The following is a 24920-nucleotide window of genomic DNA, read 5'->3' as shown; positions in this document are numbered from 1 at the left end:
CTAGTACGCGCTGGCGTTGTCGACGTGGAAGTTGTAGAGCTTGCGGGCAGAGCCGTAGCGGGTGAACTCGGACGGGTCGGCGTCGAAACCGGCCAGATCCAGCAGCTCCCGCAGTTCCGTCAGGTGCTCCTCGCGCATCTCCTTCTTGATGCAGTCGGCGCCGAGGGAGGCGACGGTGCCGCGCACGTAGATGCGGGCCTCGTACAGCGAGTCGCCGAGGGCCTCGCCGGCGTCGCCGAGAACGACGAGACGTCCGGCCTGACCCATGAACGCGGACATGTGGCCGATGTTGCCGCCGACGACGATGTCGACGCCCTTCATCGAGATGCCACAGCGCGCAGCGGCATTGCCGTCGATCACGAGGAGGCCGCCGTGGGCGGTGGCGCCCGCGGACTGCGACGCATCGCCCTTGACGTGCACCGTTCCCGACATCATGTTCTCGGCGACCCCGACTCCGGCGTTGCCGGTGACGGTTACCGTCGCATGCTGGTTCATGCCGGCGCAGTAGTAGCCGACGTGTCCTTCGATGGTGACGTCGATGTCGGAGTCGAGGCCGCAGGCCAGCGCGTGCGCGCCCTGCGGGCCGGTGACCGTGACCGTCTTCGGGGCTTCTGGGGAGGTGAGCCGCTCGTTGACGGCACGGGTACTCGACGTCTCGAGGTTCAGGACAGTCGCTTCGGTGGTGGCTACCGGTGCCATACGTACACCTCTTCCGGTTCGGGCTCGAAGATTCGGGCGTTGTCGACGCCGGGCAGGTTCGCCAGGGCGCGGTATTCGGAGGCCATCGCGACCCACTGGTCGGTCTCGGCGATGACGGCGGGCTTGCAGGAGATGGCGTCCCGGACCACGGCGAACGAGTCGGCCGTCGAGACGAGCAGGGTGTAGAAGCCGTCGAACGTCTCGTTCAGCATCAGCAGCGCCTTCTCCAGGTCGATGCCCTCGGCGAGCTGCTTGGCGACGAACCGCGCCCCGACCTCGGTGTCGTTGGCGCTGTCGAACACGACGCCGTCACGTTCGAGCTGATGCTTGATGCTCATGTGGTTCGAGAACGAGCCGTTGTGGACGAGGCACTGGTCGGGGCCGACGGAGAACGGGTGCGAACCCTCGGCGGTCACCGCGGATTCGGTGGCCATGCGGGTGTGCGCGACACCCTGCCAGCCGCTCGCCGACGGCAGCCCGAACCGGTTCGCCAGGTCGATGGGGTTTCCGACGCCCTTGAGGACGGTCAGGTCGTCACCGAAGCCGATGCCCCGGGCCGAGGGCACCACACTGCGCACGGCCGCCGCGAGGTCTGCCGCGCCGACGACGCCGTGCAGGATCGTCGTCGGGTGCAGGTCGATTCCGGTGACGGTGGTGTCGAGGGACGCCGACAGCGTTGCGGCGAGTTCCGCTGCGGGGACGGGGCAGTCGAGCAGCGAGACCGTGGACTCACCGACCGGGGACCAGGCCCGGTCCCCGTAAATCGCCATGCCTGCGGAATCGGGTCCGCGGTCGCACATCTGACCGAGCATGTCGGTGAGCAGGGCGCCGAGTTGTGGGTAGAGGGACGGCTCACGCAGGTGAAGTCCGACGATTCCACACATGGATGTCTCCTTTCGGGAGGTCTGTCAGAACGCTGTCAGGTAGTGGTCGAGTTCCCAGGGGGAGACGGTGTTGTGCCAGGCGAAGAACTCCTCGCGCTTGAGTGTCGCGAAGTACTCGGCGACCCCGGGGCCCGCGACGTCCAGGGCGCCCGTCACGACCGGATCCGATTCCAGTGCGTCCATCGCGTGCAGCAGCGTCATCGGCAGCATGTCGCTGGGACTGTCGCCGGATCCGGGGGTGCCGGGGTCGAGATCCCGTTCGATGCCGTCCAGGCCGGCGGCGATGGCGGCGGCCGCGGCGAGGTAGGGGTTGGCCGAGCCGTCGCCGCCGCGCAGTTCCACCCGGTTCTTGTCCGGCACCCGGAGGTAGTGGGTGCGGTCGTTGCCGCCGTACGTGGCGTACCGCGGCGACCAGGTCGCGCCGCTGCTCGTCGACGTGGCGCCGGTCCGCTTGTACGAGTTGACGGTCGGCGCGATCACACCCTGCAGTGCGCACGCGTGCTCGAGGATCCCCGCGATGAACGCGTACGCCGTCCTCGACAGTCCCAGCCCCTTGGGGTCGTCCCCGTCCGGGAACACCGAGCCGGCGTCGTTCCACAGCGACAGGTGCAGGTGCATGCCGGAACCGGTGCGGTCGGAGAAGGGTTTGGGCATGAACGTGGCCTTCATGCCGCGCTTCTCGGCGATCACCGACAGCAGGTACCTTGCGGTGATGACCCGGTCGGCGGTGGTCATCGCGTCGGCGTAGTCGAAGTTCTGCTCGAACTGCCCGTTGCCGTCCTCGTGGTCGTTGGCGTAGTTGCCCCACCCGAGCGCGTTCATGGCCGCGGACACCTCGGTCAGATGGTCGTACATTCGGGTGACGTCGCGGGCGTCGTAACACGGCTGACGGCTGACGTCGGCGGTGTCCGCGGTGGTGAGGGCGCCGTCTCCGGTGCGGTGGACGAGGAAGTATTCGATCTCCGCGCCCACGTTGACGGACAGGCCGAGGTCGGACGCCTTCTTCAGCGTCTCCTTCAGGATCACCCGCGGCGCATACGGCCAGGGCTTTCCCTCCACGTGCGGATCACAGTGCACGATCGCCAGTCCGGGCTTCACGAACGGGATCGGCGTGAACGACGAGACATCCGGTACGGCAACGAGATCGGAGTCCCTCGGCTCCTGCCCCATGTGCCCCGCCGCGTACCCGGCGAAGCCCACGCCGTCGTCCTGAAGCTGCTCGACGGCCTCGATCGGGACGAGTTTGGCGCACGGCTTTCCGGACAGCGTCACGAACAGGGCGAGGATGAAGGTGGTTCCGGTGGCCCGGGCCACCTCGGACAAGGTCTGCGGTGGGGATGTCACGATGTTCTGCGCGGTGAACGCGTCAGCAGTGTCGACAGCCATGGGGAGCTCCTGAACTGGTGGTCTACGGGTGAGGTGGTCTGTGGGTCAGCGCATCTCGCCGGCGCCCTCGTAGGGGTGCAGGCTGAAGAGGAGATCGCCCTCCTCGAAGCGCGAGTAGCGGAAGTCGGACGGCTCGACGTTCGGGAGGGTGGTCGTGCCGTCGTCGAGGAGCATGTCGGCGACGAGGCGCCCGACCGCCGGTGAGATCTTGAAACCGTGACCGGAGAACCCGGTGGCGAGGAACAGACCGTCGACCGGGGCCGGTCCGATGATCGGGTTGTAGTCGGGAGTGACGTCGTACGCACCGACGTAGCTCGACGTGATCCGCGGGTCGGGCATGTCGGGCAGGCGGTTGCCCAGCTTCATGATGTTCTTCTCGATGGTGGAATCGTCGGCGCGGTTGCTGTAGTTGTCGGGATCGATGTACTGCGGCGCGGCGTGGTCGCTGTTCCCGACGAGGAGTTCGCCGTTGGGCTCGCGGCAGATGTACTGCAGTCCGGCCAGGTCCGACAGCACCGGCACCTCCGGGGTGGGGACTCCCTGGTCGATCAGGACGAGCTGCGCCCGTTGCGCTTTCACCGGAATGTCGACGCCGACTCCGGCACCGAGTTCGGGCGCCCACGGGCCGGTCGCGAGGATCACGTGCTCGGCATGCACCTCGTCGCCGTTCGCGAGCGTGACCCCGTAGACGCGGCCGTCGGCGTTCTGTAGCAGCGACGTCACCGGTGTGCTCTGACGGATCGTGACGCCCAGCCTGCGGGCGGACGCACCGAACGCCATACCGGCCATGTACGCCTCACCGCGGCCACCGAGGGGCTCGTACGCGAAGGCGGCGAAGTCGTCGAGATGCAGCCCCGGCCACAGTTCGGCCATCTTGTCGTGGCCGATGTAGTCGACGTCGATACCGAGGCCCTGCATCATCGCGACGTTCGCCTTGAGCGGGTCGATGTTGTTCTCACCGACGCCGACCACGTATCCGCACTGACGGATTGCCATGTCGTCGCCGAAGATCTCGGTGGCCCTGGTGAAGATGTCGACGCCGTACCACGACATCGCCGCCAGCGACGGCGTCCCGTAGTGGCACCGGACCACGCCGCTGGACTTGCCGGTCATGCCCGAGCACAGGGTGCCACGCTCGAGGACCAGAACGTCGGTCTCTCCGCGGTCCGCGAGCGACCACGCGATGGCGAGACCTTCGAGTCCCCCACCGACGATCACGAACTTTGCTGTCTGTGTCACGTTGCTTCCTTCATTCGGCCGGATGATCGGGCGCTGTCGGCTTGAGTAGCGGTTCGTTTCACCTCATGAATCGCCGTTGTTCACTATGAAACAGTTCTACTATGTCGATCGTGTTACGGCAACGTTGTTGGTGCATCACCAAATCACGTCGCTCAAACGCTCTTTCAATATCTATCCTCGCGCTGATCTGCACGTTTCCGGCCTCGCCGGATTGATTTACGTCATCGAAATACGTCTTGTGGTTTCCTGTTGCTACTCCTCGTTTCATACAGGGGAGGTCTCGGACCCAACTCACCACACCTTCAGGGAGAACCCATGACCACGACCGACAAGCCCACCGCCGTCCCGTTCCGCGTCACCGCTGGATTCCACGAGAACCTGCCTCAGATGCCGGTCTCGGAATACCCGGGCACCAAGGGATACATCGACGACGTCTTCGCCAACCCGGACGGCTCGGAGATGTCGGCCGGCTACTTCGAACTCCAGCGCACCGACGCACCGCTCGACTACTACTACGCCTACGACGAGATGAAGGTCGTCCTCGAAGGGGAGCTCACCCTCGAGAACCTCGACACCGGCCAGGTCGAGGTGGCGAAGGCGAAGGATGCGATCTTCTTCCCCAGGGGCTCGCGTATCCGTTTCACCACACCCGACCGCGCACTGGCCTACTTCGTCGGCCACCGTTCCTTCGCTCCCTGATCCACGATGGCGGTATCGATGAGGTCGACCAGCGTCCCACGGTGGCGATCCGACTACTCGGCCGTCGACGACCTCGCAGCGGGCGCTCTCGTCACCCGCTACGTATTGGTCTCGGAGCGCTCGGTCAGCGCGCAGGTCATCCGCGAGCTGTCCGAGCGCGTGGCGCCCGTTTCCACTCGCACGGTGATCGTGGACGACGAGGCCGGATCCGGGTTCGGCGGGCTCGGCGAACTGCTGTCCGAGGCGCGCATCGGGTGCCGGTTCGTCGTGGCGGGCCCCGAGCGCATGGTGGGGGCGGTGCGTGCTCGGCTGATCTCCGCAGGCGCGTTGCCCGCCGAGATCGCCGCGATCATCGACCCCGACGCCCCGGTGCGCGACGTGTTCTGCGCGCACTGCCACACCACGTCGCCCTCGGTGCCGGTCGCCATCGGCGGCCGGACACCGTGCGCCGGTTGCTCCGCCGAACTCACCGTCTACTACCACTACTCCCGACGCCACAGCGCCTACCTGGGATATCGAGCCGACTCGGAGGAACTGCCATGACCACGGCCCTCGAAACAGTTGCGGACGAGAGCATCACCGGAGGGCTCACTCTGACAGTGCGCGAGGCACGGTTGCTGTGCCCGGGTATCCGTCACGTCGTCCTCGCGGACCCGGCAGGCCGCACCCTGCCGTCGTTCACCCCGGGCAGCCACATCGCCGTCACCTGGGCCGAGGGTCGGCAGAATTCCTACTCGCTCACCGGCCCCTCGATCGAGCCGGACCACTACGCGATCTCGGTCCGGCTCGACGAGAACGGCCACGGGGGTTCGCGCTGGGTCCACGACCTCCAGCCGGATCAGCGCATCCGTGTGAGCCTTCCGCGGAGTGCGTTCGCGCCCGTGCTCAATGCTCGGCACCACCTGCTGGTCGCGGGTGGAATCGGCGTCACGCCGATCCTGTCGCACGTCCGAGCCGCGCTCGAGTGGGGTCGTTCGTTCGAAGTGATCTACTCTTTCCGCGACCAGTCGGGAGCGCACGCCGACGAGTTGGCGGCGCTGTGCGGTGACCGGATGATCACGGTCTCCACGCCCGGAGAACTCGCGGACCGCCTCGTCCCCAAGCTGGCGGACCAGCCGCTCGGTACTCACGTCTACACGTGCGGTCCCGCGCCGATGATCGCGGCGGTGGCCGAGTGGGCCCGCGACTGCGGCTGGCCGCCGGGGCGCGTGCACTCGGAGGCATTCGGGGCGGGAGCGCTGCCCGAGGGGGCGCCCTTTGCCGCCACGCTCGGGCGCACCGGAATGATCGTGCCCGTGCCCTCGGGAACCAGCCTCCTCGAAGCGTTGCTGGACAAGGGAATCAACGTCCCGAACCTCTGCCGGCAGGGTGTGTGCGGCGAATGCCGGCTGTCGGTTCGCGGCGGCGAGATCGAACACCGCGACCTCTTCCTCACCGAGGAGGAGAAGGCCTCCGGAGATTCGATCATGCCGTGCGTATCACGTTCCGCAGGAGACCGATTGGAGCTGGATCTGTGACAACTACCGACTCGCGCGCCGACCACATCGCGCGCTTTCCGTTCCCCTTTCCAAGCGACCGGTACCGCTACAGCACCAACGTCGAACCGGCCGGAAACCCCACCGGCACCGCCACCGGTAGCTGGGGTGACACCCGCATCGCCATCGACGCCGACTACCACCGCGAACTCGCCGAACGCGAGCGCATCCTGGCCGAGGATCCGTCGCGGCACCAGTGCCTGCCCCACATGGTCCCCGCCGCGTGGGACGCGATGCTCACGCTGATGCGCATGCTTGCCGACGAATACCCCCGCACCATGATCCTCGAACGGCACGAGGGCAGCTGGTTCTGGAAGAACGACCTCCTCGGGATCGAGCACAGCTTCGTGTTCGGGGATCTCGATACGTTGCCGGCGCCGCCGCTGGTGTACATCTGCGGCCAGATCCAGGAAGACGTCGTGCTGCTCGACCAGCGTGAGGGCGAATTGTGGGGGGACGCCGGACTCGTGACGTTCGCGGCGGACTGGTCCTTCGGATTCGACGTGGGCATGAGCTTCCTCGAAATTCACGGCCCCGTCCCGCGAATTCACAGCGAGAAGATCATCACCCGCGCACACAACTTCCTGATGCGGCTCGAGCCCGGCCAGAGCTACCGGCGCACCAACTGGTCGTTGACCGTGGACGGCAAACTCGACACGTCGACCGAGACCTATCCCGAGTGGGGGAAGGACCGGCGCACCCTCGCCGACGGGCCATTGGACGAAGTCGGGGACCGCCTGTTCCTGAGAACCGAAGTGCAGCATCTGATCCGGCTCGCACACTCCGGCACCGTCATGTTCCTGATCCGGACGTATCTGCTCCCGTTCCGGGACGTCGCGTCCGTTGCGGAGTGGGGCGAGCGGCTGTACCGGGTGCTCGAGGACCTCCCGGTGGACATGGCCGAATACAAGGGCATCAGCCGCACCCGGGAACCCGGCATGAGATGGCTGCTGACCCATGGGAATGTCGCACCGTGACGCTGGCCGACCGGCGGCCGCGGAGGCCGGCATCCCAGAGCGATCAGGCTCTCGACCTCGTTCTCGCGACGGTCTCCGTGATCGCCCGCGACGGCCTGCGCGGTCTGACGACCCAGGCCGTCGCCCGTGAGGCCGGCGTCGCGGACGAGGGCGTCCTGCACAGTGTCGGGTCGACGGACGCCCTCGTCGACGCCGCACTCCGTTACGCACTGGACAAGAGCGCGAGCGTCTTCGCCGACATCGCCGCCGGATCGTCGCTCGACCACTTCGTCGAGCACCTCACCGACCTCGTCGCCCGCGACCCCGACCTCCAGGTCTTCCAGTACGAGCTGATGCTCGAGTCCCGGCGCACGCCACGCCTCGACCCGCACGTGAAACTGCTGTACGCCACGTACATCGAGGCGACGTCCCAGGCGCTGACCCGCCTGGGCATCACCGCCGACGAAGACCTGACCCTGCTGGTGTACTCGGCGATCGAGGGATTCATCATGCACCAGTTGATCGCGAAGGATCGTCCCGCGACGGAACGCGCGATCGAGCGGCTACGCCGGATCCTGTCGACCGCGAGGTAACCCCCGCACGTGAGTGGCAAAGTGTGCCCCGGCACGCTTTGCCACTCACGTGCGGGCGAGGATCTCGGCGATCACGACCGACGCCGGCCCGGACGTGCCGACCGATCCCTGCTCGACGAGGAGGCAGTCACCGGCGTCGACGGGTCCGAGGTCGGTCGTCAGTCGTCCGTCCAGGACCAGTACGAGGACGGCCACCCGACCGTCGGCGGCCACCTCGTGGTCGGGCCCGAATTCGACGACGTCCACCGCGGCGGCGGTCGTGGATCGGTGGACCATGACGTTGAACGCCTCGGTCGGCCCTGCCGCCGCACAGATGGGACCGCGTTCACCGGCGAACGGCGTCGGACGGAGGCGCCGAATCTCGGTCGGGGCACCGCCGAAGTCGAGGGACACCGGGTGGTCGCCGATCACCGTGAAGATGCGGTCCACCTCGGGGAACGGCGAGAACGTCGAACTCCCGTCGAGCGTCGCGACGCTGAACCGCCACCGGGACGCGGCACCGGTGGCAATCTCCGCGGTCGTCCCCGCACCGTTCGCCCACGGGGTGTTCCGGCGATCCGAGCGCCGGATGATGCGGGCCTCGCGAACTGCAGTCACAGATTCTCCTCACGCAGACTGTCTACTGTCACGATACGTTGTTTATCAACAAATAGGTACATCAATCCTTTACGCATTCGTCACGCGGCGCACTATTTTCGCAATCTCCACTTTGGTTCACTGACGATAGACATTGATTCCCAACGGCGGACGCTACATGTGTCCTGCCATCCTCGATCAAGGTGGACGACTATGAACGAAGCAGTCGCTGCGGCCGATACCGCCTGGATTCTGGCGGCCTTCACGGCAGTGAGCCTCATGGTGCCCGGTCTGGCCATGTTCTACGGCGGAATGGTCAGCGTACGCAACACCCTCAACATGGCCATGATGACGTTCGGCGCGTTCGCCGTCGTCGGCGTGCTGTGGATCGTGTTCGGCTACTCCGCCGTGCTGGGTAACTCCCTCGGCGGTCTCGGCGTCCTGGGCGACCCCCTCGAGTACTTCGGCTCCAGCTCGTTGCTGGAGGCCCCCGCCGAACCCGGACTGCCGCCCGCGCTGGTCTCCGGGTTCCAGCTGTTGTTCGCCGGCATCACCGTCGCGCTCATCTCCGGAGCGCTGGCCGACCGGATGAAGTTCGGTGCCTGGATGGTGTTCGCCGGACTGTGGGCCACGTTCGTCTACTTCCCGGTCGCCCACTGGGTCTTCGCGTTCGACTCCGAGGACGGGTCGGTGATCGGTGGATGGATCGCAAACACCCTCGGCGCCGTCGACTTCGCCGGCGGCACGGCCGTGCACATCAATGCCGGCGTTGCAGCTCTCGCGGTCGTCCTGGTCCTCGGGGCCCGCAAGACGTTCCCCGTCTCGCCGCGCCCGCACAGCCTTCCCCTGACCATGCTCGGCGCAGGAATCCTGTTCTTCGGTTGGTTCGGGTTCAACGGAGGCTCGGCCCTCTCCGCCGGAAACAGTGCGTCCGTCGTCATCCTCAACACGGTCGCCGCGTCGTGTGCCGGCATCTGCGCCTGGCTGGTGGTCGAGAAACTGCGCGAAGGCCACGCCACGTCGCTGGGCGCCGCATCGGGCCTGATCGCGGCACTGGTCGCCATCACGCCGGCCTGTGGCGCCGTCTCACCCCTCGGCGCGCTCGTCGTGGGAGGCGCAGCCGGCGCGGTCTGCTGCTTCGCGGTCTCCTGGAAGTACCGGCTCGGCTACGACGACGCACTCGACGTCGTCGGCGTGCACCTGGTCGGCGGCATCCTCGGTACCGTTCTGATCGGCTTCCTCGCGGATCCGGCCGCTCCCAGTGGCGCGACGGGACTCTTCTACGGCGGCGGCGTCGACGTGCTGTGGCGCCAATGTGTCGCCGTGGCAGCCGTTCTCGCGTACTCCTTCGTGGTCACGCTGGTGATCGCCCTGGCACTGAAGAAGTTCATGGGCATCCGGGCCGACCAGGACAGCGAATACGACGGCCTCGACGTGGCCGTTCACGGCGAGACGGCGTACGTGCTCGACGCCGTCGGCCTCACCGGTGCCTCGAAGCACGGCGCCGACGCGGTGCTCGGGGCAGAAGCGATCACCACCAGGGCGGTGGACCCCGCCAAGGCTTGATCCAGCGTCCGACACGGACAGTGGCCCTGCCCCGCAGCACTCCGCGGGGCAGGGCCACTGCCGGTGTCCAGCTAGGTCAAGCTCTGAGCCAGATTCCGAAGCCTCGCGCTGTAGTTGTTCGGCTGAGCGGAAAGGAACTGGCTCAGCACGATCAGGTCGAATTCCTCCATTGCGGCCGAATCGGCAGTAATGGAGGCATGATTCGCCACTTCGTGCTCCAGAAGTTCGACTGCCTCCCGCCACCCGCGGACTGCGGGGCTTTCCAGTTCCATCCGAGTCTCGAATCGCAGGGGTTCACTCAGTGGAGTCCCGAGAATCTCCTGCAAGTGCTCCTCGAGGCTTCGGCGCGCGAGTCGGATGATCAGCTGAGTCTGCCCTTCGTGCCACTGCATGGTTGCCGGGCGGCCCGGCTGCAGAATCGACGCGACCGACATCGTCGAATCGAACTCCTCTGCGCCAGAGGTGATTCGGGCCGTACCCGACAGAGGGATCTGAACGACGTAGAAATCGCCGGGATCGTTCGGGTTCATCCGCGCATCGGTCCCGTAGTCGAAATAGTAGAGGCCGATCGTGCCCGCGGTGGCCAGGTGAACCGGCTCGAGGCGGTCGAAGGGCAGCGCGGCCTTGCCTTCGGACGCTATCTGAACTGTCGTTATCACGGTAACCACGACCTTTCGAACCATCCGCCACTCTACGCGCCGGCGCGGGGGCGAAGGAAGGTCGAAATCCCGATTCTGCCGTCAGTCCTCGTGATGGTCCGGGTACGCCGTGACGGCGAGGAACCGGATGGGCAACCGCACGAGGTCGTTGGGACCGTGCAGACCTTCGCCGTCGAGCAGCAGTGAATCACCCGGCCGCAGTGTGTACTCGGCTTCACCGTGCCCGTAGACCATGACGCCTTCGAGCATGTAGAGCAGTTCGGTGCCGGCGTGCTGGAAGAGCGGAAACGTCTCGCTGGAGTCGGTGAGCGTGACCAGCACGGGTTCGAGCCGCTTGTGCTGCCCGCGCAGGGCGCCGAGAAGTTCGTAGTGATGCCCCACCCGGGTGCCCCGTCCGACGATGACCGCACCGTGGCCCGCCTCGACGTACACGGCGTCGCGTGCGGTGTCGGCACCCCGGAACAGGGAGGTCACGGGCACGTCGAGTCCTGCCGCCAGACGCGCCAGCGTCGACAAACTGCACGAGGTCTGCGAGTTCTCGATCTTGGACAGCATGGCCTTCGAGATTCCGACTTTGGCCGCCATGTCCCCCACTGAGAGTCCACTGGCTTTGCGGAGCGACCGGACCTGCCTGGCGATCACCTTCTCGAGATCGGGCCCGGTCGGCGTATCGGACGGCACCTCACGCTCGACGGGCGCTGGGTCTCCCGTGTCGCGGTGGACCTCGGTCTCGGGTCGAGTGGTCACGTCCGCATCGTAACAGCGCCGTTTACTGTCAGGAAACCGCGACTCACTACACCGGACGGCGAATCGGTGCGCATACGAGCAACAACCATGCGCATGCGTGCAAGACGACGCCGCGCCTCCGCCCGCATGCTTGTGACAGCCATCACAACATCACCGGGAGAGTTGACGCCATGACCGCAGTACACGAGAACGTCAGTGCCACAGGACTTCCTGATGGAACCGCGACCGAGTTGTTCATCGGCGGGCAGTGGCGCGCGGCGTCGGACGGCGGGACGTTCACGGATCTGAATCCGGCCACCGCTCGCCCCCTCGCCCAGATCGCGTCCGGCACCGCCCAGGACATCGACGACGCGGTCCGGGCCGCCCGCACGCAGCTGAACGGTGAATGGGGTTCACTGCCCGGCGCCGCCCGCGGACGAATCCTGAACAAGATCGCCGACCTGATCGAACGCGACGGCGAACTCCTGGCCCGACTCGAGGCCCTCGACGTCGGCAAGCCCGTCGGCCAGCCCACCATTCTCGACATCCCGATGGCCGCGGGCACGTTCCGTCACTTCGCCGGCTGGGCCGACAAGATCACCGGCCAGTCCATCCCGACCGCCGGCTACTTCGGCCAGCCCACCCACTCGTACACCGTCCGCGAACCGGTCGGCGTGATCGGCGCGATCGTCCCGTGGAACACCCCACTGATGATCTCGGCGTGGAAGATCGCCCCCGCGCTCGCCGCCGGGAACACCCTGGTGGTGAAGCCGCCGGAGGACGCACCGCTGTCGATCCTGCACCTCGCGAGTCTCCTGGTGGAGGCCGGACTGCCCGCAGGCACCGTCAACATCGTGCCCGGACTGGGCGAGGTCGCCGGCGACGCGCTCGCGGCCCACCCCGGTATCGACAAGATCAGCTTCACCGGCAGCCCCCGCGTCGGCCGGATCATCGCCAAGCGCGCCGCCGACACGTTCAAGCGGACCACCCTCGAACTCGGCGGCAAGTCACCGCAGATCATCCTTCCCGACGCCGACCTCGAGGCTGCCCTGAACGGCACCGCGATGGGGCTGTTCTTCAACCAGGGCGAGGTCTGCGCCGCGGGCACGCGCATCCTGGTGCACCGGTCGCTGTACTCGCAGGTGGTCGACGGTCTCGCCGCCGCCGCGTCCGCCCAGGTCCTCGGCGACCCGTTCGATCCCGCCACCACCATGGGAGCCCTGGTCAACGCCAAGCAGCGCGACGCCGTCCTCGGCTACATCGAGGCCGGACGCAGCGAGGGCGCACGCGTCGTCGCCGGCGGTGGCCGCCCGGACCTGGACGGGTTCTTCGTCCAGCCGACCATCTTCGCCGACGCGAACAACGACATGAAGATCGCGAAGGAAGAGATCTTCGGCCCCGTCGGGACCGTCATCCCGTTCGACACCACCGACGAAGCGATCGCGATCGCCAACGCCACCGACTACGGGCTGGCCGCGACCATCTGGACGCGCGACGTGTCGCACGCCCACACTCTCGCCGGCAAGGTCCGTGCCGGAGCGGTCGGGGTGAACGGCTGGGCACCGATCGACCCCGCCCTGCCGTGGGGCGGCATGAAGACCAGCGGCACCGGCCGCGAACTCGGCTGGGCCGGAATCGAAGCCAACACCGAGGAGAAGGTCGTCACGATCGTCCTCTGATCCCCACCGCATCGACGTCGTCGGACAGGAGCAGGACTTATGAAGACCCAGGCAGCAGTGCTGTGGGAGCCCGGTCAGCCGTGGCAGATCGAAGAACTGGAACTCGACCCGCCGAAGCACGGTGAAGTGCTGCTGCAGTTGGCGGCGTCGGGGATGTGCCACTCGGACGAGCATGTCCGGGACGGCAGCGTGCCGCTCGAGTACTACCCGTTCATCGGTGGCCACGAGGGCGCCGGAGTCGTGCTCGAGGTCGGGCCCGGTGTCACCAGCGTCGAGAAGGGCGATCACGTCGCTCTCGGATTCATCCCCGCGTGCGGCCGGTGCCGGCAGTGCGCGACCGGCCAGTCCAGCATCTGCGACCTGGGAGCCCACCTGCTCGAGGGCTGGCAGATCTCGGACGGCACGGCGCGGCATCACGTTCGCGGCAAGGACGCCGCCATCCAGTGCCTGATCGGGACGTTCTCGCCGTACACCGTGGTCAACGAGGCGTCGTGCGTCAAGATCACGAAGGACATTCCCCTCGACAAGGCGGCGCTGGTCGGCTGTGGTGTCACGACCGGCTGGGGGTCGTCGGTGTACGCGGCCGGCGTCCAGGCCGGTGAGACCGTCGTCGTGATCGGCATGGGCGGCGTCGGGTGCGGGGCGGTCCAGGGCGCAGCGCTCGCCGGGGCCCGGCACGTCGTGGTCGTCGACCCGTCGGAATTCAAGCGGGAGCAGGCCAAGATCTTCGGCGCGACCCACACCGCGGCGAGCATCGACGAGGCGCTGCCGCTCCTCCAGGATCTGACGTGGGGCCAGCTCGCCGACAAGGTGCTCATCACCGTCGCGAACGCGAGTGGCCGCATCATCGCGCCGGCGATGAGCCTGGTGGCCAAGGGCGGCACCTGCGTCCACGTGTCGGTCGGCGACATCACACAGAACGACGTCGACCTGAATCTGTTCGATCTGACGGCGATGCGCAAGACGCTCAAGGGCGCGTGGTTCGGCAACGCGAACATCCGGTTCGACATCCCCCATCTGCTCCGCCTGTACATGGAGGGTCAGCTGAAGCTCGACGAGATGATCACGAGGACATACACACTCGATCGGATCAACGACGGCTACGAGGCGATGCGGAAGGCCGAGAACGTCCGCGGCGTCATCATGTACTCGTAGATCGGCACGGCCGGGAGCGGTAGGGCGATGCACGCTCCGCCGCTCCCGGCATGGTTCCCTGTCCCCATGCCGTACGTGTTCCTGATTGCCGCGATCGCCGCCGAGGTATTCGGAACGAGCCTGTTGAAGTCCACCGAGGGCTTCACGAAGCTCTGGCCGACGGTCGGGTGCCTCACCGGGTACATTCTCGCGTTCGTGTTCCTGTCGCAGGCGGTCAAGACGGTGCCGGTCGGCATCGCCTACGCCATGTGGTCGGGGCTCGGGACGGCGGCGATCGTCGCGATCGGCGCGGCGTTTCTCGGCGAGCCGCTGACCGCGACGAAGGTATTCGGCCTGGGTCTCGTCGTCTCGGGAGTGGTCGTTCTCAATCTCGGCGGAGCTCATTGATACCGTGGTCGCATGATCGCTGGTGGGGCAGGTACGCGTCGTGCCTAAGCTCGTGGATCACGACGAGCGTCGGCGCAGCATCACCGCCGCCGCCTGGCGGTTGATCGCCGCCCGCGGTATCGACGCCGCCAACATGCGCGACATCGCCACCGAGGCCGGCTACACCAACGGCGCCCTGAGTCACTACTTCGCCGGCAAGGACGAGATCCTCCGGACGTCGTACGAGCACATCTCCGAGGCCACCGACCGCCGGATCGCGGAGGCGCTCGGCGACGCGACCGGGCTCGACGCGCTGCGCATCCTGTGCCGCGAAGTGATGCCGATCAACGAGGAGCAACTCCTCGAGGCCCGGATCGCCGCCTCGCTGTGGCCGCGGGCCATGTACGACGAGCAGATGGCCGCCACCAACCGCCGGACGATGGACAATTGGCGCGAGCAGATGGCCGTCTTCCTCGATCAGGCGCGCGAGGAGGGCACCGTTGGCGACATCGACGTCAGCATCGTGGTCGAGCAACTTCTGAACATGATGATGGGCATGCAGATTCTGGGTGTCCTCACGCCGGGCGAAACGTCGGCGGCACGTCAGCTGGAGATGCTCGAGCAGTTCTTCGCCGCGCTCTGAGCCGTCAGCGTCTCCACCAAAAACGTTGCCCCGGAATCTGTTAGCGCGGCATTATTGACCGAACGGTCAGTATGTTCGGGCGCGAAACTCACTGTTTACACGAGGGCACCTCGGCTGTAACGTACGTCACTAAGCTTTTTATTCAACATCCGTAGAACCAAAGGATCGCGACATGCCCACCCTTTCCCCTGCGCGTATCGACCACCCGCTGTCGCTGCCGACCGTCGAAGAAATCGCCTCCCTCCGCGAGATCCTCGAGGCCGCCGACGCGCTGACCGAGCAGACGAGATTCGTCTACGTCGGCCTCGAGGAACCGGACAAGTCGACGCTGTACACGGCTGAGTCCCCGGAGACCGATCGCCGATTCCGCGTTCTGCTGCACGACATCTCGTCGCCGAACGCGGTGGACGTCGTGGTGTCCGTGACCCAGCGGTCGGTGATCAGCTCGGTGACCCTCGACGCCGCCCGCGACGGTCAGATGCCCGTCCTGGACGAGGAGTTCGAGCTCGTCGAGCAGGTACTGGCCGCCGACGAACGCTGGCTCGCCGCGCTCGCCGCCCGCGGACTCGACGTCGCCGACGTCCGGGTCGCTCCCCTCTCGGCGGGTGTCTTCGACTACCCCGGCGAGACGGGCACCCGGATCCTCCGGGGGCTCGCGTTCCGCCAGGACCACCCGAAGGACCATGCCTGGGCCCACCCGATCGACGGGCTCGTCGGATTCGTCGACGTCATGAACCGGACCGTCACCGATGTTCTCGACCTCGGCGCCGTCCCGATCCCCGAGGAGTCGGGCAACTTCGACGATCTCGCCGTCACCGGCCCCCTGCGCACCACCCAGAAGCCCATCGAGATCACCCAGCCCGAGGGACCCAGCTTCGTCGTCGACGGCAACCACGTCGATTGGGAGAAGTGGTCCTTCCGCGTCGGTTTCGACGCCCGTGAGGGTCTCGTCCTCCATCAGCTCGGATTCGCCGACGGTGACCGGGTCCGCCCGATCATCCACCGCGCGTCCATCGCCGAGATGGTGGTGCCGTACGGCGATCCCTCGCCGGTCCGGTCGTGGCAGAACTACTTCGACACCGGCGAGTACATGGTGGGCCGCTACGCGAACGCCCTCGAACTCGGCTGCGACTGCGTCGGCGACATCACCTACTTCGACGCCGTGATCGCCGACGAGTTCGGCACCCCCAAGACGCTGAAGAACGCCGTGTGCATGCACGAGGAGGACTTCGGCGTGCTGTGGAAGCACACCGACCTGTGGGCCGGCTCCGCCGAGACTCGCCGCCAGCGCCGTCTCGTCATCTCGTTCTTCACCACGATCGGCAACTACGACTACGGATTCTTCTGGTACCTGTACCTCGACGGCACCATCGAGTTCGAGGTCAAGGCCACCGGCATCGTCTTCACGTCGGGTCACCCGGGTGGCGACTACCCGTACGCCTCGGAGATCGCCCCCGGCCTCGGCGCCCCGTACCACCAGCACCTGTTCAGCGCCCGCCTCGACATGATGATCGACGGCGACCGCAACTCCGTCGAGGAAGTACAGACCAAGCGGGTGAAGATGGGCCCCGGGAACCTGCACGGAAACGCATTCACCCTCGAGCGCACGCCGCTGACGAAGGAATCCGAGGCGCAGCGCCTCGCGGACAACAGCGTCGGACGCGTGTGGCACATCAGCAACCCGAACAAGCTGAATCGTCTGGGCAAGCCGGTGGCGTACGCACTCCACCCGGAGGGGCAGCCGATCCTGCTGGCCGACGACGACTCCTCGATCGCGGCGCGGGCGACGTTCGCCACCAAGCACCTGTGGGTAACCCAGTTCGACGAGAAAGAGCGTTACGCAGCAGGGGATTTCGTGAACCAGCACGCGGGTGGCGCCGGTCTGCCCAGCTTCGTGGCCGGCGATCGGGATCTGGAGAACGAAGACGTCGTCGTCTGGCACACGTTCGGCCTCACCCACTTCCCGCGACCGGAGGACTGGCCGATCATGCCCGTCGATTACACCGGCTTCACGTTGAAGCCCAACGGCTTCTTCGACCGCAACCCCGCTCTCGACGTTCCCCGCACGACGTCGAAGCACTGCGCGACCGGAGGCGGCAGCTGCCACGCGGACGGGGGAACAGATGTCTGACACCACCACGGGTTCGGGAGCCGGCAAGTTACGCGGATCCATCGGCGTCGTCGGGATCGTCTTCCTCGTCATCGCTGCCGCCGCGCCGCTGACCGCGATCGGCGGTGCTCTGCCCGTCATGATCGCGATCGGCAACGGCGCGGGCGCCCCGACCGCCTATCTCATCGCCGCACTGGTCCTGCTCGTCTTCAGCGTCGGTTACGCGGCCATGAGCAGCCACATGGTCGACACCGGCGCCTTCTACGCCTACGTCGCCAAGGGGCTGGGCGAATCCTGCGGGCTCGGGGCCGCCGGCCTCGCACTTCTGACCTACACGGCCATCCAGGCCGCCGTGTACGGTCTGGCGGCCGCGACGATTCAGGGCCTCGTGGTCCAGTACGGCGGACCCGACCTGCCGTGGTGGATGTGGGCGCTCGTGCTCATCGCACTCGTGGCCGTGCTCGGATACCGCAGCATCGACCTCGGCGCCAAGGTCCTCGGGGTTCTCCTCGTGCTCGAGATCGGCATCATCCTGGCGCTGTCGTTCGGCGTGCTGGTGCGGGGCGGGGCCGCGGGTATCGACTTCGCGTCGTTCACCCCGACGTCGTTCTTCAGCGGATCCCCCGGTGTCGCATTGATGTTCGCTATCGCGTCGTTCATCGGATTCGAGGCGACCGCGATCTACGGCGAGGAGGCCCGCAACCCCCGGCGCACGATTCCGATCGCGACGTACGCCGCCGTGATCGTCATCGGACTGGTGTACGCGCTGGCGAGCTGGGCCGTGGTGCTCGCGTTCGGCAGCGACGACGTCTCCGCCGCAGCCGCCGCTGACCCTGCCGGTCTGACGTTCGCCGCCGCCGCGCAGTTCCTGGGCGGACCCGCGGCCGACGTCATGGCAATCATGCTCGTCACCAGCCTGTTCGCCGCGCTCCTCGCCTTCCACAACGCCATCTCCCGGTACGTGTTCGCCCTGGCCCGCAAGGGCGCGGCTCCGCGCGCACTGTCCCGCACCCACACCAAGCACGGTTCCCCGCATATCGGCTCGGTCGCCCAGACGATCTCCGCGACGGTGGTCGTGGGGGTGTTCGCCCTCGTCGGCGCGGACCCGGTGCTGGAACTGTTCACCTGGATGGCGGGTCTGGCCACCGTGAGCATCCTGGTGCTGATGGTGCTCACCAGCGTCGCGATCATCGCCTTCTTCGCCCGCACCTGGCTGGATACCCGGCTCTGGCACACGCGCATCGCTCCGGTGCTCGGATGCGTGGGTCTGGTGGCCGTCACCGGGCTGGTGCTCGACAACTTCACCACGCTGATCGGCGGTTCGGAACTGCTCGCGGACATCCTGCTGGCAGTGATCGCTCTGTTCTTCGTCGCCGGACTGGTCGTCGCCCGGGTCACCCGGCAGAGCCGGGCGGACGTCGGGCAGCGTCGCGAACTCACCCCCACGATCTGAGTTCGACGATGTTCGAGATCCCTGCCGTGCACGCGGCGATGCTCGTCGGAGCGGTCGGGGCCGTCGTGCCGATGTGGCGGGCGCACGGAACGGACTGCCGGGTGCGGATCGCGCACGGTGCGATGGCGGTGTCCATGGTCGCGATGATGATCCCCGGCGTGCCGGCGGGGATTCACCTGCTCGAGGGTGCCGTCCTCATCGCCCTCGCCGTCTTCGTCACCGGTGAGACCATGCACCGCCGGACAGCCGTTCCCTGCGCGGTGGACCTCACCGCCATGGGGGTGCTGCTGCTCCTGGCCCCGACGTCCGCTCCCGCCTCGACGGCGTCGGCGCCGGCACCCTCGGGTCACCACCACGGTGGCGCAGGGATCTCGACGGGCTGGTTCCCCCTCGCTGTGCTCGTGTGCTGGGCACTGGTGACACTGCATCTCTTTCGCTCCACCCCGCGCCCCGAACACGGGTCCGGCGTCAAGACCGCGGCGACGGGATCCGCACTGATGATCCTGGGCATGGCTCCCATGGCCGTCTGACATCCTTCCCACCGACAGCAACCTGGAGGAACCGATGAGTTACGCCGATGCCGTCTACATCCACGGCAAGGTCTTCACCGTCGACGAGAACTTCACGATCGCCACCGCCCTCGCGGTGCGTGACGGACTCGTCCACGCGGTGGGCAGCGATGCGGAGATCGAAACCCTGATCGGACCGCACACCGTGGTCACGGACCTCGGTGGGAAGACGATCCTCCCGGGAATCAACGATTCGCACCTGCACGCCATCGCCTACGGGCTCGACACTCCGCCGCTGTCGCTGGATGTGTCGTTCCCTGCTGTCCGGTCGATCGCGGACGTCCGTGAACTCGTGCGGGAGGCCGCCGCGGCGGCCGAGGACGGCGAGTGGATCATCGGAACCGGCTGGGACGACGGGTATCTCGACGAGTGTCTCGCCGAGGCCGGTCGCACGCCGACCCGCTGGGACCTCGACGAGGTGTCCCCGAACAATCCCGTGTTCCTGCAGGACTTCTCGCGGCACACGTCGTGGGTGAACACCGCGGCGCTCGCGCTCGCCGGGGTGGACGAGACCACCCCGTTGCCGCCGGGCAGCCTCATGCCCGTCGGCGAGGACGGCCTGCTGACCGGCATCGTCATGGAGGGTGCGCAGGCCCTCGTGCAGCGTGTTCTCCCGGCCCTCACCCGGGAACGCCGGGAGGAGGCACTTCGCTCGGCGGTCTCGATCCTGCAGAGCGAGGGCATCACCAGCTTCACCGATCCCGCGATCGGCCCCGGCGGCGAGGCCCTCGCCGGTGGCGCGATGGGCGCCGAGGGACTCGCGGTGTATGCCGACCTCGCCCGCCGCGGCGAACTGGGCGCCCGCGTCAACCTTCTCCTCCTGCCTACCGGAATGTCCGGATCGGCTGAGGATTTCGGACGCAACCTCGCCGAAATCGACGTTCCGGAATCGGTGGATCCGCGGATGTTCCGGGTACTCGGAGTGAAGGTGTTCGCCGACGGCATCCCGCCGAGCAAGACCGCGTGGATGCACGAGGAGTACGTCGGCGGCGGCTGCGGCTCACTCTGCGTCGGCGGCGACACCGACGAACGTCAGGTGTACGAGGTGACCGAGATGGTCCGCATCGGCCACGAGGCCGGCTACCAGATCGGTGTGCATGTCACCGGTGACCGTGCCATCGACACCGTCGCCGACGCGATCGTCGCCGCGCAGAATGCGCACCCCCGCGAGGATGCCCGGCACTACCTGATCCACGGCGACTTCATCAGCGAAGCCACCCTGAAGCGCCTGGCCGAGAACGGCATCGGCGTCAACATGAACCCGACGATCAAGTGGACGATCGCCGACTTGGAGGTCGGGGTAGTCGGGACCGAACGAGCCGCCTACGAATGGCCGTATCGCAGCGCCGTCGAATCCGGGGTGCACCTGATGAGCAGTTCCGATGCACCGGTCACACCGCCCGATTGGCGCCAGGGCATCTCGACGATGATCCTGCGCGAGAGCAAGGCCAGCGGCGCGGTGAGCGGGCCCGACCAGTGCATCGGGCTCGCCGACGCGATCCGCACGTACACGATCAACGCGGCCTGGCAGGACTTCGCCGAGGACTGGAAGGGATCCCTCGAGGTCGGCAAGGTGGCCGACCTGTGCATCCTCGACGGCGACCTCGAGACCATCGACCCGCACGACATTCCGGCAATGCAGGTCGTCTCCACCGTGCTGGGCGGGGAGGTCGTGTTCCAGCGCGTCGCCGAAAGCGTCGCGTAAGTCCGGTACCGATACGTCGGAACAGCCGGTTCGCCGCTCGGTCGGCGAACCGGCTGTTGGACGTCTATCCGATCCGTCGATTCACTGAGCCCATGCCGCCTCGGCGATCCAGTACTCGCTTCCGTCGGCGCTGATTCCGCGTTGCCAGTCGGTGGTCCGTCTCAGGTTCGGCTCGACACGCGCGGTAGCCGCGTCGGCGCCGTCCGGTCCGTCCTCGCGGGTCTGCCAATGGACCCAGTTCACTTCGTTGCCGTCCTCGTCGTGCACGAAGAGGTCGACGTGGTGCCACCCGTAGCGGTGGGTGTCGGCGTAACAGGTCAGGAATGTCCGGTGATGGTGCGAATAGTCCACGAGGTACCTCCGGGCCGCGGTGGTGTTTCCCACCACGCTAGAACCGGATCGTGCCCAACGGAATCCAAGAAACCTTTACCCGCGTGAGGGTCGGCCGCTCAGCGGTTCGGATCGGCGGGCAACGTGAACGTGAAGACGGCCCCGTGCGGATCGTTCTCGCGCGCGGTGAGTGTCCCACCCTGGCGAGTGATGATGCGGTGGCTCAGTGCGAGCCCGATACCAAGGCCCGTGGACTTCGACGTGAACGCGCCGTCGAAGATTCGGCCGTCCGGGATGTGCGAGAGCCCCTTGCCGTGGTCCTCGACGCTCACGACGCCCTCCGTCGCGGTAACGTCGGTGCGTACCGTCACGATGCGGTCGGCCGCCGGCCATTCCGCCATCTCGTCGATGGCGTTGAAACACAGATTCAGGAAGACCTGCCCGGTGAGCACACGTTCGCACACGACGGCAACCGTGTCGTGCGCACGGAGGTACTCGACGTGAACTCCCTTCTGCCGCGCACGAATGTCGATGAAATACGCGCATTCGTCGACGATGTCGTTGAGATCGACGATCTGCTGGGACTCCTCGAGTTGCGTCACGTATTCACGCAGACTCCGGACGATCTGATTGGCCCGGTCGATCTGCTTGCGCGCCTCCCCCAGGCCCCAGCTCACCTCGTCGTGACCGCTCCGGCCGTCGTCGAGGCGGCTCTGCGTTCCGGCGATGAAATTGGTGGCGGCCGCGAGCGGCTGGGCCAACTCGTGAGCGATGGCCATGGCCATGTCGCCCATCGCGTTGTAGCGGGCCAGGTAATTGAGGTACTGCGAGTCCCGTTCGTGCTCCTGCTCGGTGCGGACGTGTTCGGTGACGTCGTGGAAGAGCAGGAGGTGGCCGCTCAGATCGTTCTCGATACCGATGTGCTGGCAGCTTCCCGCATGCCACCGGCGCTCCTCGGCTGACAGTTCCACCTCGTAGCGCAGGCTCTGGGAGCCCCCGTCGGCGGTTGTCAGTTCCAGGGCGCGGCGCACGCTCTCCCGTGACTGCCCCGCCCGGCAGAACTCCGTGAAGCGTTCGCCGACAAGCGATGCCACCGAAACTTTCAGGAGCTGCGACGCCGCCTCACTCGCGTACGTGATACGGCTGTCGTCGTCCAGGACGAGGATTCCTTCGGCCATGTTCCGCAGGAAGGCGGCCAGGCGGGCCTCGGTGCGGGTGAGGTCGGCCTCGGTGCGGGTGAGGTCGCGACGCATCGACGTTTCCTGCTCGATGTCGCGGAACTGCACCATCACCACGGTCCGGGCGCTCAACTCGACCCGGATCGCGATCGCCTCCGTCAGGACTTCTCGCCCGCTCTTCGCACGATACGTCCATTCGATGACCGCCGCCCCGTTGACGACAGCCTCCTGCAGCCACCGCCGTCCCACCGAACGGCGGTACCGCTTCGCCGGGGAACTCATATCGGGCGCCTTGAGCGGTTTGAGTTCCTCGACCGTGAACTCGAGCAGTTCCGACGCAGCCCGGTTCGCCCAGAGGATGTCCTTGGTGGCCGCATCGTGGACCAGGACGCAGTAGCGAAGGGACTCGACGAGTCGTTCGTAGTCGGACGGCGCGAGATCGGACAATGCGGCCTCCTTCGGCTCATCTCGAGTCTACTGAGCGGACGGACCGCGGACACGATAGGGAAATCCTTTACTCCGAGGCGACATCTCTGCACGTCCGCGGGAGGAAGCCCCGATTGAGTGATGCCCGCCACCGCAATAGCGTGAATTCGACACGAAAAACGCCACACCCCTTCTACTTCGCGTCGATCGGAGTATTTGATGACCAACGCACCGACCCTCGACACGACGGACACCGCCGCGAACGGGACGCTGTCGTTCGAGGACGTCCTCGAGCACGTCGCATTGCGGCGGGAAGAGTTCGCTCGCCAGAAGTTCGTGCCTCGCGACATGATCGACGAGTTCAAGCAGATCGGCATCTACCGCGCGGCGACCCCCCGCCGGTTCGGTGGCGACGCACTGCCCCCGAGCGAGTTTCTGCGGATGATCGAACGAATCTCCGCGGTGGATGCGTCGGCGGGCTGGGTTGCGAGCTTCGGTTCCGCGCTCGTCTACCTGGCGGCACTGCCCCTCGCGACGCAGGCGGAGTTGTACAAGGACAGCCCGGACCTCGTCTTCGCCGGCGGATTGTTCCCGGTCCAACCCGCCGAGCAGGTGCCGGGTGGTCTGAAGATCACCGGGCAGTGGAAGTTCGCCAGCGGATGCAAGGGCGCCGACATTCTCGGTGTCGGAATCCGCGGCGGCGACTCCACAGCCGGAAAACCCCGCACCGCACTGCTGTGGCCGAAGGACGTCGAGATCGTCGAGAACTGGGACGTGGTCGGTCTGTCGGGTACCGGAAGCCACGAACTGAAGGTCGACGGCGTCGTCGTACCCGAGGATTGGACGTTCATCCGGGGCGGAACCCCGACCGTCGACGAACCCCTCTACCGCTACCCCTCCATCGCCTACGCCGCCCAGGTCCTGGCCGTCGTCAATCTCGGAGTCGGCCGCGCCGCGCTCGACTACGCGATCAAGGTCGGTGCGGGACGCACGGGAATCACCGGAGCGCCCAAGCTCGCCGATCGCGCCTACTACCGCATAGACCTGGCCAAGGCCGAGGCGACGCTGAGGTCCGCGCGTGCCTTCTTCTACGAGGTCACCGACGAGGCGTACGCCACTGTGGTCGCCGGCGATCCGGTCCCGGACAAGCTTGCGGCACTTCTTCGCCTGTCCTCGACGCACGTGGCCAAGGCGGGCGCTTCCGCCGTCCACACCGCATTCCAGTTGTCGGGGACCGGCGCGATCTACGACGGCAACGCGATGCAGCGGTACATGCGCGAGGCCCTGGTCCCGCCGCAGCACGCCTTCCTCGGCGACGGCATCTACGACAGCGCCGGTGCGGTGCTCATGGACATCCCGCCGTTCCCCGGCTTCATCTGACCACCCCGTTCGAATCGAGGAGATCATCGTGAGTGACACCAAGACCGCACCGCTGCGAGTACTGTTCTGCATCGGCATCAATCAGAACTTCTTCGACCTCCCGACCGGCCAGGGCGGGCTGGTGTGGAAGGCGTTCTCCGGGATGATGGACGCGGTGGCCGAGACACCGGGCGTCCGGGTGATCGGCGACATCGACGACGACAGCCACATGGTCGGACCGTCGGACGGCTGGCCGTGGACCTGCTACATCCTCGCCGACGTCGACACCCAGGAGACCGTCAAGGCCGTCTGCAACCTCTTCCGCACCACCCCGGTCGGCGAGTACACGCTGTGGCGATACGCCAAGATCGAAGCCCGCATCGGCCGTGCGCTCACCGTCCGCGAAGACGTCGACCTCGGCGTGTGAGC

The 24920-nt window shown here is 66.9% G+C and carries 25 protein-coding genes; 16 read left to right on the top strand and 9 right to left on the bottom strand.

All coding sequences use genetic code 11. The features are described 5' to 3' along the window. From AZG88_RS12885 to AZG88_RS12870, 4 genes are read right to left on the bottom strand one after another with little or no spacing between them, the layout of a single operon-like run. On the bottom strand, window positions 1-699 hold the full coding sequence (locus tag AZG88_RS12885) for a protein glxC (protein ID WP_054245623.1): 699 nt from the start codon (window positions 697-699) through the stop codon (window positions 1-3). Beyond that, on the bottom strand, window positions 687-1583 hold the full coding sequence (locus tag AZG88_RS12880) for a class II glutamine amidotransferase (RefSeq protein ID WP_061697909.1): 897 nt from the start codon (window positions 1581-1583) through the stop codon (window positions 687-689). The genes AZG88_RS12885 and AZG88_RS12880 overlap by 13 nt, the downstream gene beginning before the upstream one ends. A 24-nt stretch (window positions 1584-1607) precedes the next feature. Next, a complete protein-coding gene (gene glnT / locus AZG88_RS12875) occupies window positions 1608-2969 on the bottom strand; it encodes a type III glutamate--ammonia ligase (protein WP_061697908.1) in 1362 nt (453 codons plus the stop codon). Window positions 2970-3014: 45 nt separating this feature from the next. Continuing rightward, window positions 3015-4208: an NAD(P)/FAD-dependent oxidoreductase gene (locus tag AZG88_RS12870; RefSeq protein ID WP_061697907.1), complete on the bottom strand. Its 1194-nt coding sequence runs from the start codon at window positions 4206-4208 to the stop codon at window positions 3015-3017. A gap of 315 nt (window positions 4209-4523) precedes the next feature. Here AZG88_RS12870 and AZG88_RS12865 point away from each other — a divergent pair, with 315 nt between their 5' ends. Genes AZG88_RS12865 through AZG88_RS12845 form a run of 5 tightly spaced genes read left to right on the top strand, consistent with a single transcriptional unit; the run spans window position 4524 to window position 7991 of the window. Next, window positions 4524-4907: a cupin domain-containing protein gene (locus tag AZG88_RS12865; RefSeq protein ID WP_061697906.1), complete on the top strand. Its 384-nt coding sequence runs from the start codon at window positions 4524-4526 to the stop codon at window positions 4905-4907. A gap of 6 nt (window positions 4908-4913) precedes the next feature. Then, a complete protein-coding gene (locus tag AZG88_RS12860; RefSeq protein ID WP_061697905.1) occupies window positions 4914-5450 on the top strand; it encodes a dimethylamine monooxygenase subunit DmmA family protein in 537 nt (178 codons plus the stop codon). Beyond that, window positions 5447-6424, top strand: a complete 978-nt coding sequence (locus AZG88_RS12855) for a PDR/VanB family oxidoreductase (RefSeq protein ID WP_061697904.1) — start codon at window positions 5447-5449, stop codon at window positions 6422-6424. The genes AZG88_RS12860 and AZG88_RS12855 overlap by 4 nt, the downstream gene beginning before the upstream one ends. Further along, entirely contained in the window at window positions 6421-7419 is a 999-nt protein-coding gene (locus tag AZG88_RS12850; RefSeq protein WP_061697903.1) for a heme-dependent oxidative N-demethylase subunit alpha family protein, read from the top strand. The genes AZG88_RS12855 and AZG88_RS12850 overlap by 4 nt, the downstream gene beginning before the upstream one ends. Continuing rightward, entirely contained in the window at window positions 7416-7991 is a 576-nt protein-coding gene (locus AZG88_RS12845; RefSeq protein ID WP_005250826.1) for a TetR/AcrR family transcriptional regulator, read from the top strand. Before AZG88_RS12850 ends, AZG88_RS12845 begins: the two co-directional genes overlap by 4 nt. Before the next feature lie 45 nt (window positions 7992-8036). Here AZG88_RS12845 and AZG88_RS12840 read toward each other — a convergent pair whose 3' ends face one another. Then, window positions 8037-8588 carry a HutD/Ves family protein gene (locus tag AZG88_RS12840; RefSeq protein WP_061697902.1) on the bottom strand — a complete coding sequence of 184 codons (552 nt, stop codon included), beginning with the start codon at window positions 8586-8588 and terminating at the stop codon, window positions 8037-8039. A 192-nt stretch (window positions 8589-8780) separates the two neighbouring features. Between AZG88_RS12840 and AZG88_RS12835 the strand changes: the two genes are divergently transcribed. Next, on the top strand, window positions 8781-10133 hold the full coding sequence (locus AZG88_RS12835) for an ammonium transporter (RefSeq protein WP_005250824.1): 1353 nt from the start codon (window positions 8781-8783) through the stop codon (window positions 10131-10133). Window positions 10134-10204: 71 nt separating this feature from the next. Here AZG88_RS12835 and AZG88_RS12830 read toward each other — a convergent pair whose 3' ends face one another. Then, window positions 10205-10816: a cupin domain-containing protein gene (locus tag AZG88_RS12830; protein WP_061697901.1), complete on the bottom strand. Its 612-nt coding sequence runs from the start codon at window positions 10814-10816 to the stop codon at window positions 10205-10207. Window positions 10817-10873: 57 nt separating this feature from the next. Next, window positions 10874-11539 (bottom strand): helix-turn-helix domain-containing protein, encoded by a 666-nt coding sequence (locus AZG88_RS12825; RefSeq protein ID WP_005255983.1) that lies wholly within the window; start codon window positions 11537-11539, stop codon window positions 10874-10876. Window positions 11540-11709: 170 nt separating this feature from the next. Here AZG88_RS12825 and styD point away from each other — a divergent pair, with 170 nt between their 5' ends. The 8 genes from styD (at window position 11710) to AZG88_RS12785 (ending at window position 21198) form a co-directional block, all read left to right on the top strand. Continuing rightward, window positions 11710-13197, top strand: a complete 1488-nt coding sequence (gene styD, locus AZG88_RS12820) for a phenylacetaldehyde dehydrogenase StyD (protein ID WP_061697900.1) — start codon at window positions 11710-11712, stop codon at window positions 13195-13197. A 39-nt stretch (window positions 13198-13236) separates the two neighbouring features. After that, on the top strand, window positions 13237-14352 hold the full coding sequence (locus AZG88_RS12815) for an NDMA-dependent alcohol dehydrogenase (protein ID WP_005250820.1): 1116 nt from the start codon (window positions 13237-13239) through the stop codon (window positions 14350-14352). Between the two features lie 66 nt (window positions 14353-14418). Beyond that, complete coding sequence (locus AZG88_RS12810; RefSeq protein ID WP_005250819.1) at window positions 14419-14739, top strand: DMT family transporter; 321 nt, start codon at window positions 14419-14421, stop codon at window positions 14737-14739. A gap of 52 nt (window positions 14740-14791) precedes the next feature. Next, window positions 14792-15361, top strand: coding sequence for a TetR/AcrR family transcriptional regulator (locus AZG88_RS12805; protein ID WP_061046205.1), 570 nt, complete (start codon window positions 14792-14794; stop codon window positions 15359-15361). A 172-nt stretch (window positions 15362-15533) separates the two neighbouring features. After that, entirely contained in the window at window positions 15534-17492 is a 1959-nt protein-coding gene (locus AZG88_RS12800) for a primary-amine oxidase (protein WP_005250817.1), read from the top strand. Continuing rightward, window positions 17485-18924: an APC family permease gene (locus tag AZG88_RS12795; RefSeq protein ID WP_061697899.1), complete on the top strand. Its 1440-nt coding sequence runs from the start codon at window positions 17485-17487 to the stop codon at window positions 18922-18924. Before AZG88_RS12800 ends, AZG88_RS12795 begins: the two co-directional genes overlap by 8 nt. An 8-nt stretch (window positions 18925-18932) precedes the next feature. Continuing rightward, the gene (locus AZG88_RS12790) at window positions 18933-19454 is read left to right on the top strand and encodes a hypothetical protein (protein WP_005250815.1); all 522 of its coding nucleotides are present in this window, start codon (window positions 18933-18935) and stop codon (window positions 19452-19454) included. A 34-nt stretch (window positions 19455-19488) separates the two neighbouring features. Next, window positions 19489-21198, top strand: a complete 1710-nt coding sequence (locus AZG88_RS12785) for an amidohydrolase (RefSeq protein WP_061046111.1) — start codon at window positions 19489-19491, stop codon at window positions 21196-21198. 81 nt (window positions 21199-21279) lie between these two features. Here AZG88_RS12785 and AZG88_RS12780 read toward each other — a convergent pair whose 3' ends face one another. Together AZG88_RS12780 and AZG88_RS12775 are read right to left on the bottom strand one after the other, a co-directional pair. After that, the gene (locus AZG88_RS12780) at window positions 21280-21549 is read right to left on the bottom strand and encodes a hypothetical protein (protein ID WP_005250812.1); all 270 of its coding nucleotides are present in this window, start codon (window positions 21547-21549) and stop codon (window positions 21280-21282) included. Window positions 21550-21647: 98 nt separating this feature from the next. Then, on the bottom strand, window positions 21648-23153 hold the full coding sequence (locus AZG88_RS12775) for a PAS domain-containing sensor histidine kinase (protein ID WP_061697898.1): 1506 nt from the start codon (window positions 23151-23153) through the stop codon (window positions 21648-21650). Window positions 23154-23351: 198 nt separating this feature from the next. Here AZG88_RS12775 and AZG88_RS12770 point away from each other — a divergent pair, with 198 nt between their 5' ends. Next, entirely contained in the window at window positions 23352-24512 is a 1161-nt protein-coding gene (locus AZG88_RS12770) for an acyl-CoA dehydrogenase family protein (RefSeq protein WP_037182472.1), read from the top strand. Between the two features lie 28 nt (window positions 24513-24540). Beyond that, entirely contained in the window at window positions 24541-24918 is a 378-nt protein-coding gene (locus tag AZG88_RS12765) for a hypothetical protein (RefSeq protein WP_061046108.1), read from the top strand. Window positions 24919-24920 lie beyond the last annotated feature (2 nt).

Origin of the sequence: Rhodococcus sp. LB1 (assembly GCF_001583455.1) — a bacterium.
Lineage (GTDB): Bacteria > Actinomycetota > Actinomycetes > Mycobacteriales > Mycobacteriaceae > Rhodococcus_F > Rhodococcus_F opacus.
This window is presented reverse-complemented; position numbering and strand designations above follow the sequence as displayed.

Bases quoted from the DNA above. Each gene is read 5' to 3' on its own strand.
- AZG88_RS12865 (WP_061697906.1), top strand. From the start codon at position 4,524: ATGACCACGACCGACAAGCCCACCGCCGTCCCGTTCCGCGTCACCGCT.
- AZG88_RS12795 (WP_061697899.1), top strand. From the start codon at position 17,485: ATGTCTGACACCACCACGGGTTCGGGAGCCGGCAAGTTACGCGGATCC.
- glnT (WP_061697908.1), bottom strand. From the start codon at position 2,969: ATGGCTGTCGACACTGCTGACGCGTTCACCGCGCAGAACATCGTGACA.
- AZG88_RS12810 (WP_005250819.1), top strand. From the start codon at position 14,419: ATGCCGTACGTGTTCCTGATTGCCGCGATCGCCGCCGAGGTATTCGGA.
- AZG88_RS12855 (WP_061697904.1), top strand. From the start codon at position 5,447: ATGACCACGGCCCTCGAAACAGTTGCGGACGAGAGCATCACCGGAGGG.
- AZG88_RS12815 (WP_005250820.1), top strand. From the start codon at position 13,237: ATGAAGACCCAGGCAGCAGTGCTGTGGGAGCCCGGTCAGCCGTGGCAG.
- AZG88_RS12835 (WP_005250824.1), top strand. From the start codon at position 8,781: ATGAACGAAGCAGTCGCTGCGGCCGATACCGCCTGGATTCTGGCGGCC.
- styD (WP_061697900.1), top strand. From the start codon at position 11,710: ATGACCGCAGTACACGAGAACGTCAGTGCCACAGGACTTCCTGATGGA.
- AZG88_RS12785 (WP_061046111.1), top strand. From the start codon at position 19,489: ATGAGTTACGCCGATGCCGTCTACATCCACGGCAAGGTCTTCACCGTC.
- AZG88_RS12770 (WP_037182472.1), top strand. From the start codon at position 23,352: ATGACCAACGCACCGACCCTCGACACGACGGACACCGCCGCGAACGGG.
- AZG88_RS12790 (WP_005250815.1), top strand. From the start codon at position 18,933: ATGTTCGAGATCCCTGCCGTGCACGCGGCGATGCTCGTCGGAGCGGTC.
- AZG88_RS12880 (WP_061697909.1), bottom strand. From the start codon at position 1,583: ATGTGTGGAATCGTCGGACTTCACCTGCGTGAGCCGTCCCTCTACCCA.
- AZG88_RS12830 (WP_061697901.1), bottom strand. From the start codon at position 10,816: ATGGTTCGAAAGGTCGTGGTTACCGTGATAACGACAGTTCAGATAGCG.
- AZG88_RS12885 (WP_054245623.1), bottom strand. From the start codon at position 699: ATGGCACCGGTAGCCACCACCGAAGCGACTGTCCTGAACCTCGAGACG.
- AZG88_RS12800 (WP_005250817.1), top strand. From the start codon at position 15,534: ATGCCCACCCTTTCCCCTGCGCGTATCGACCACCCGCTGTCGCTGCCG.
- AZG88_RS12860 (WP_061697905.1), top strand. From the start codon at position 4,914: ATGGCGGTATCGATGAGGTCGACCAGCGTCCCACGGTGGCGATCCGAC.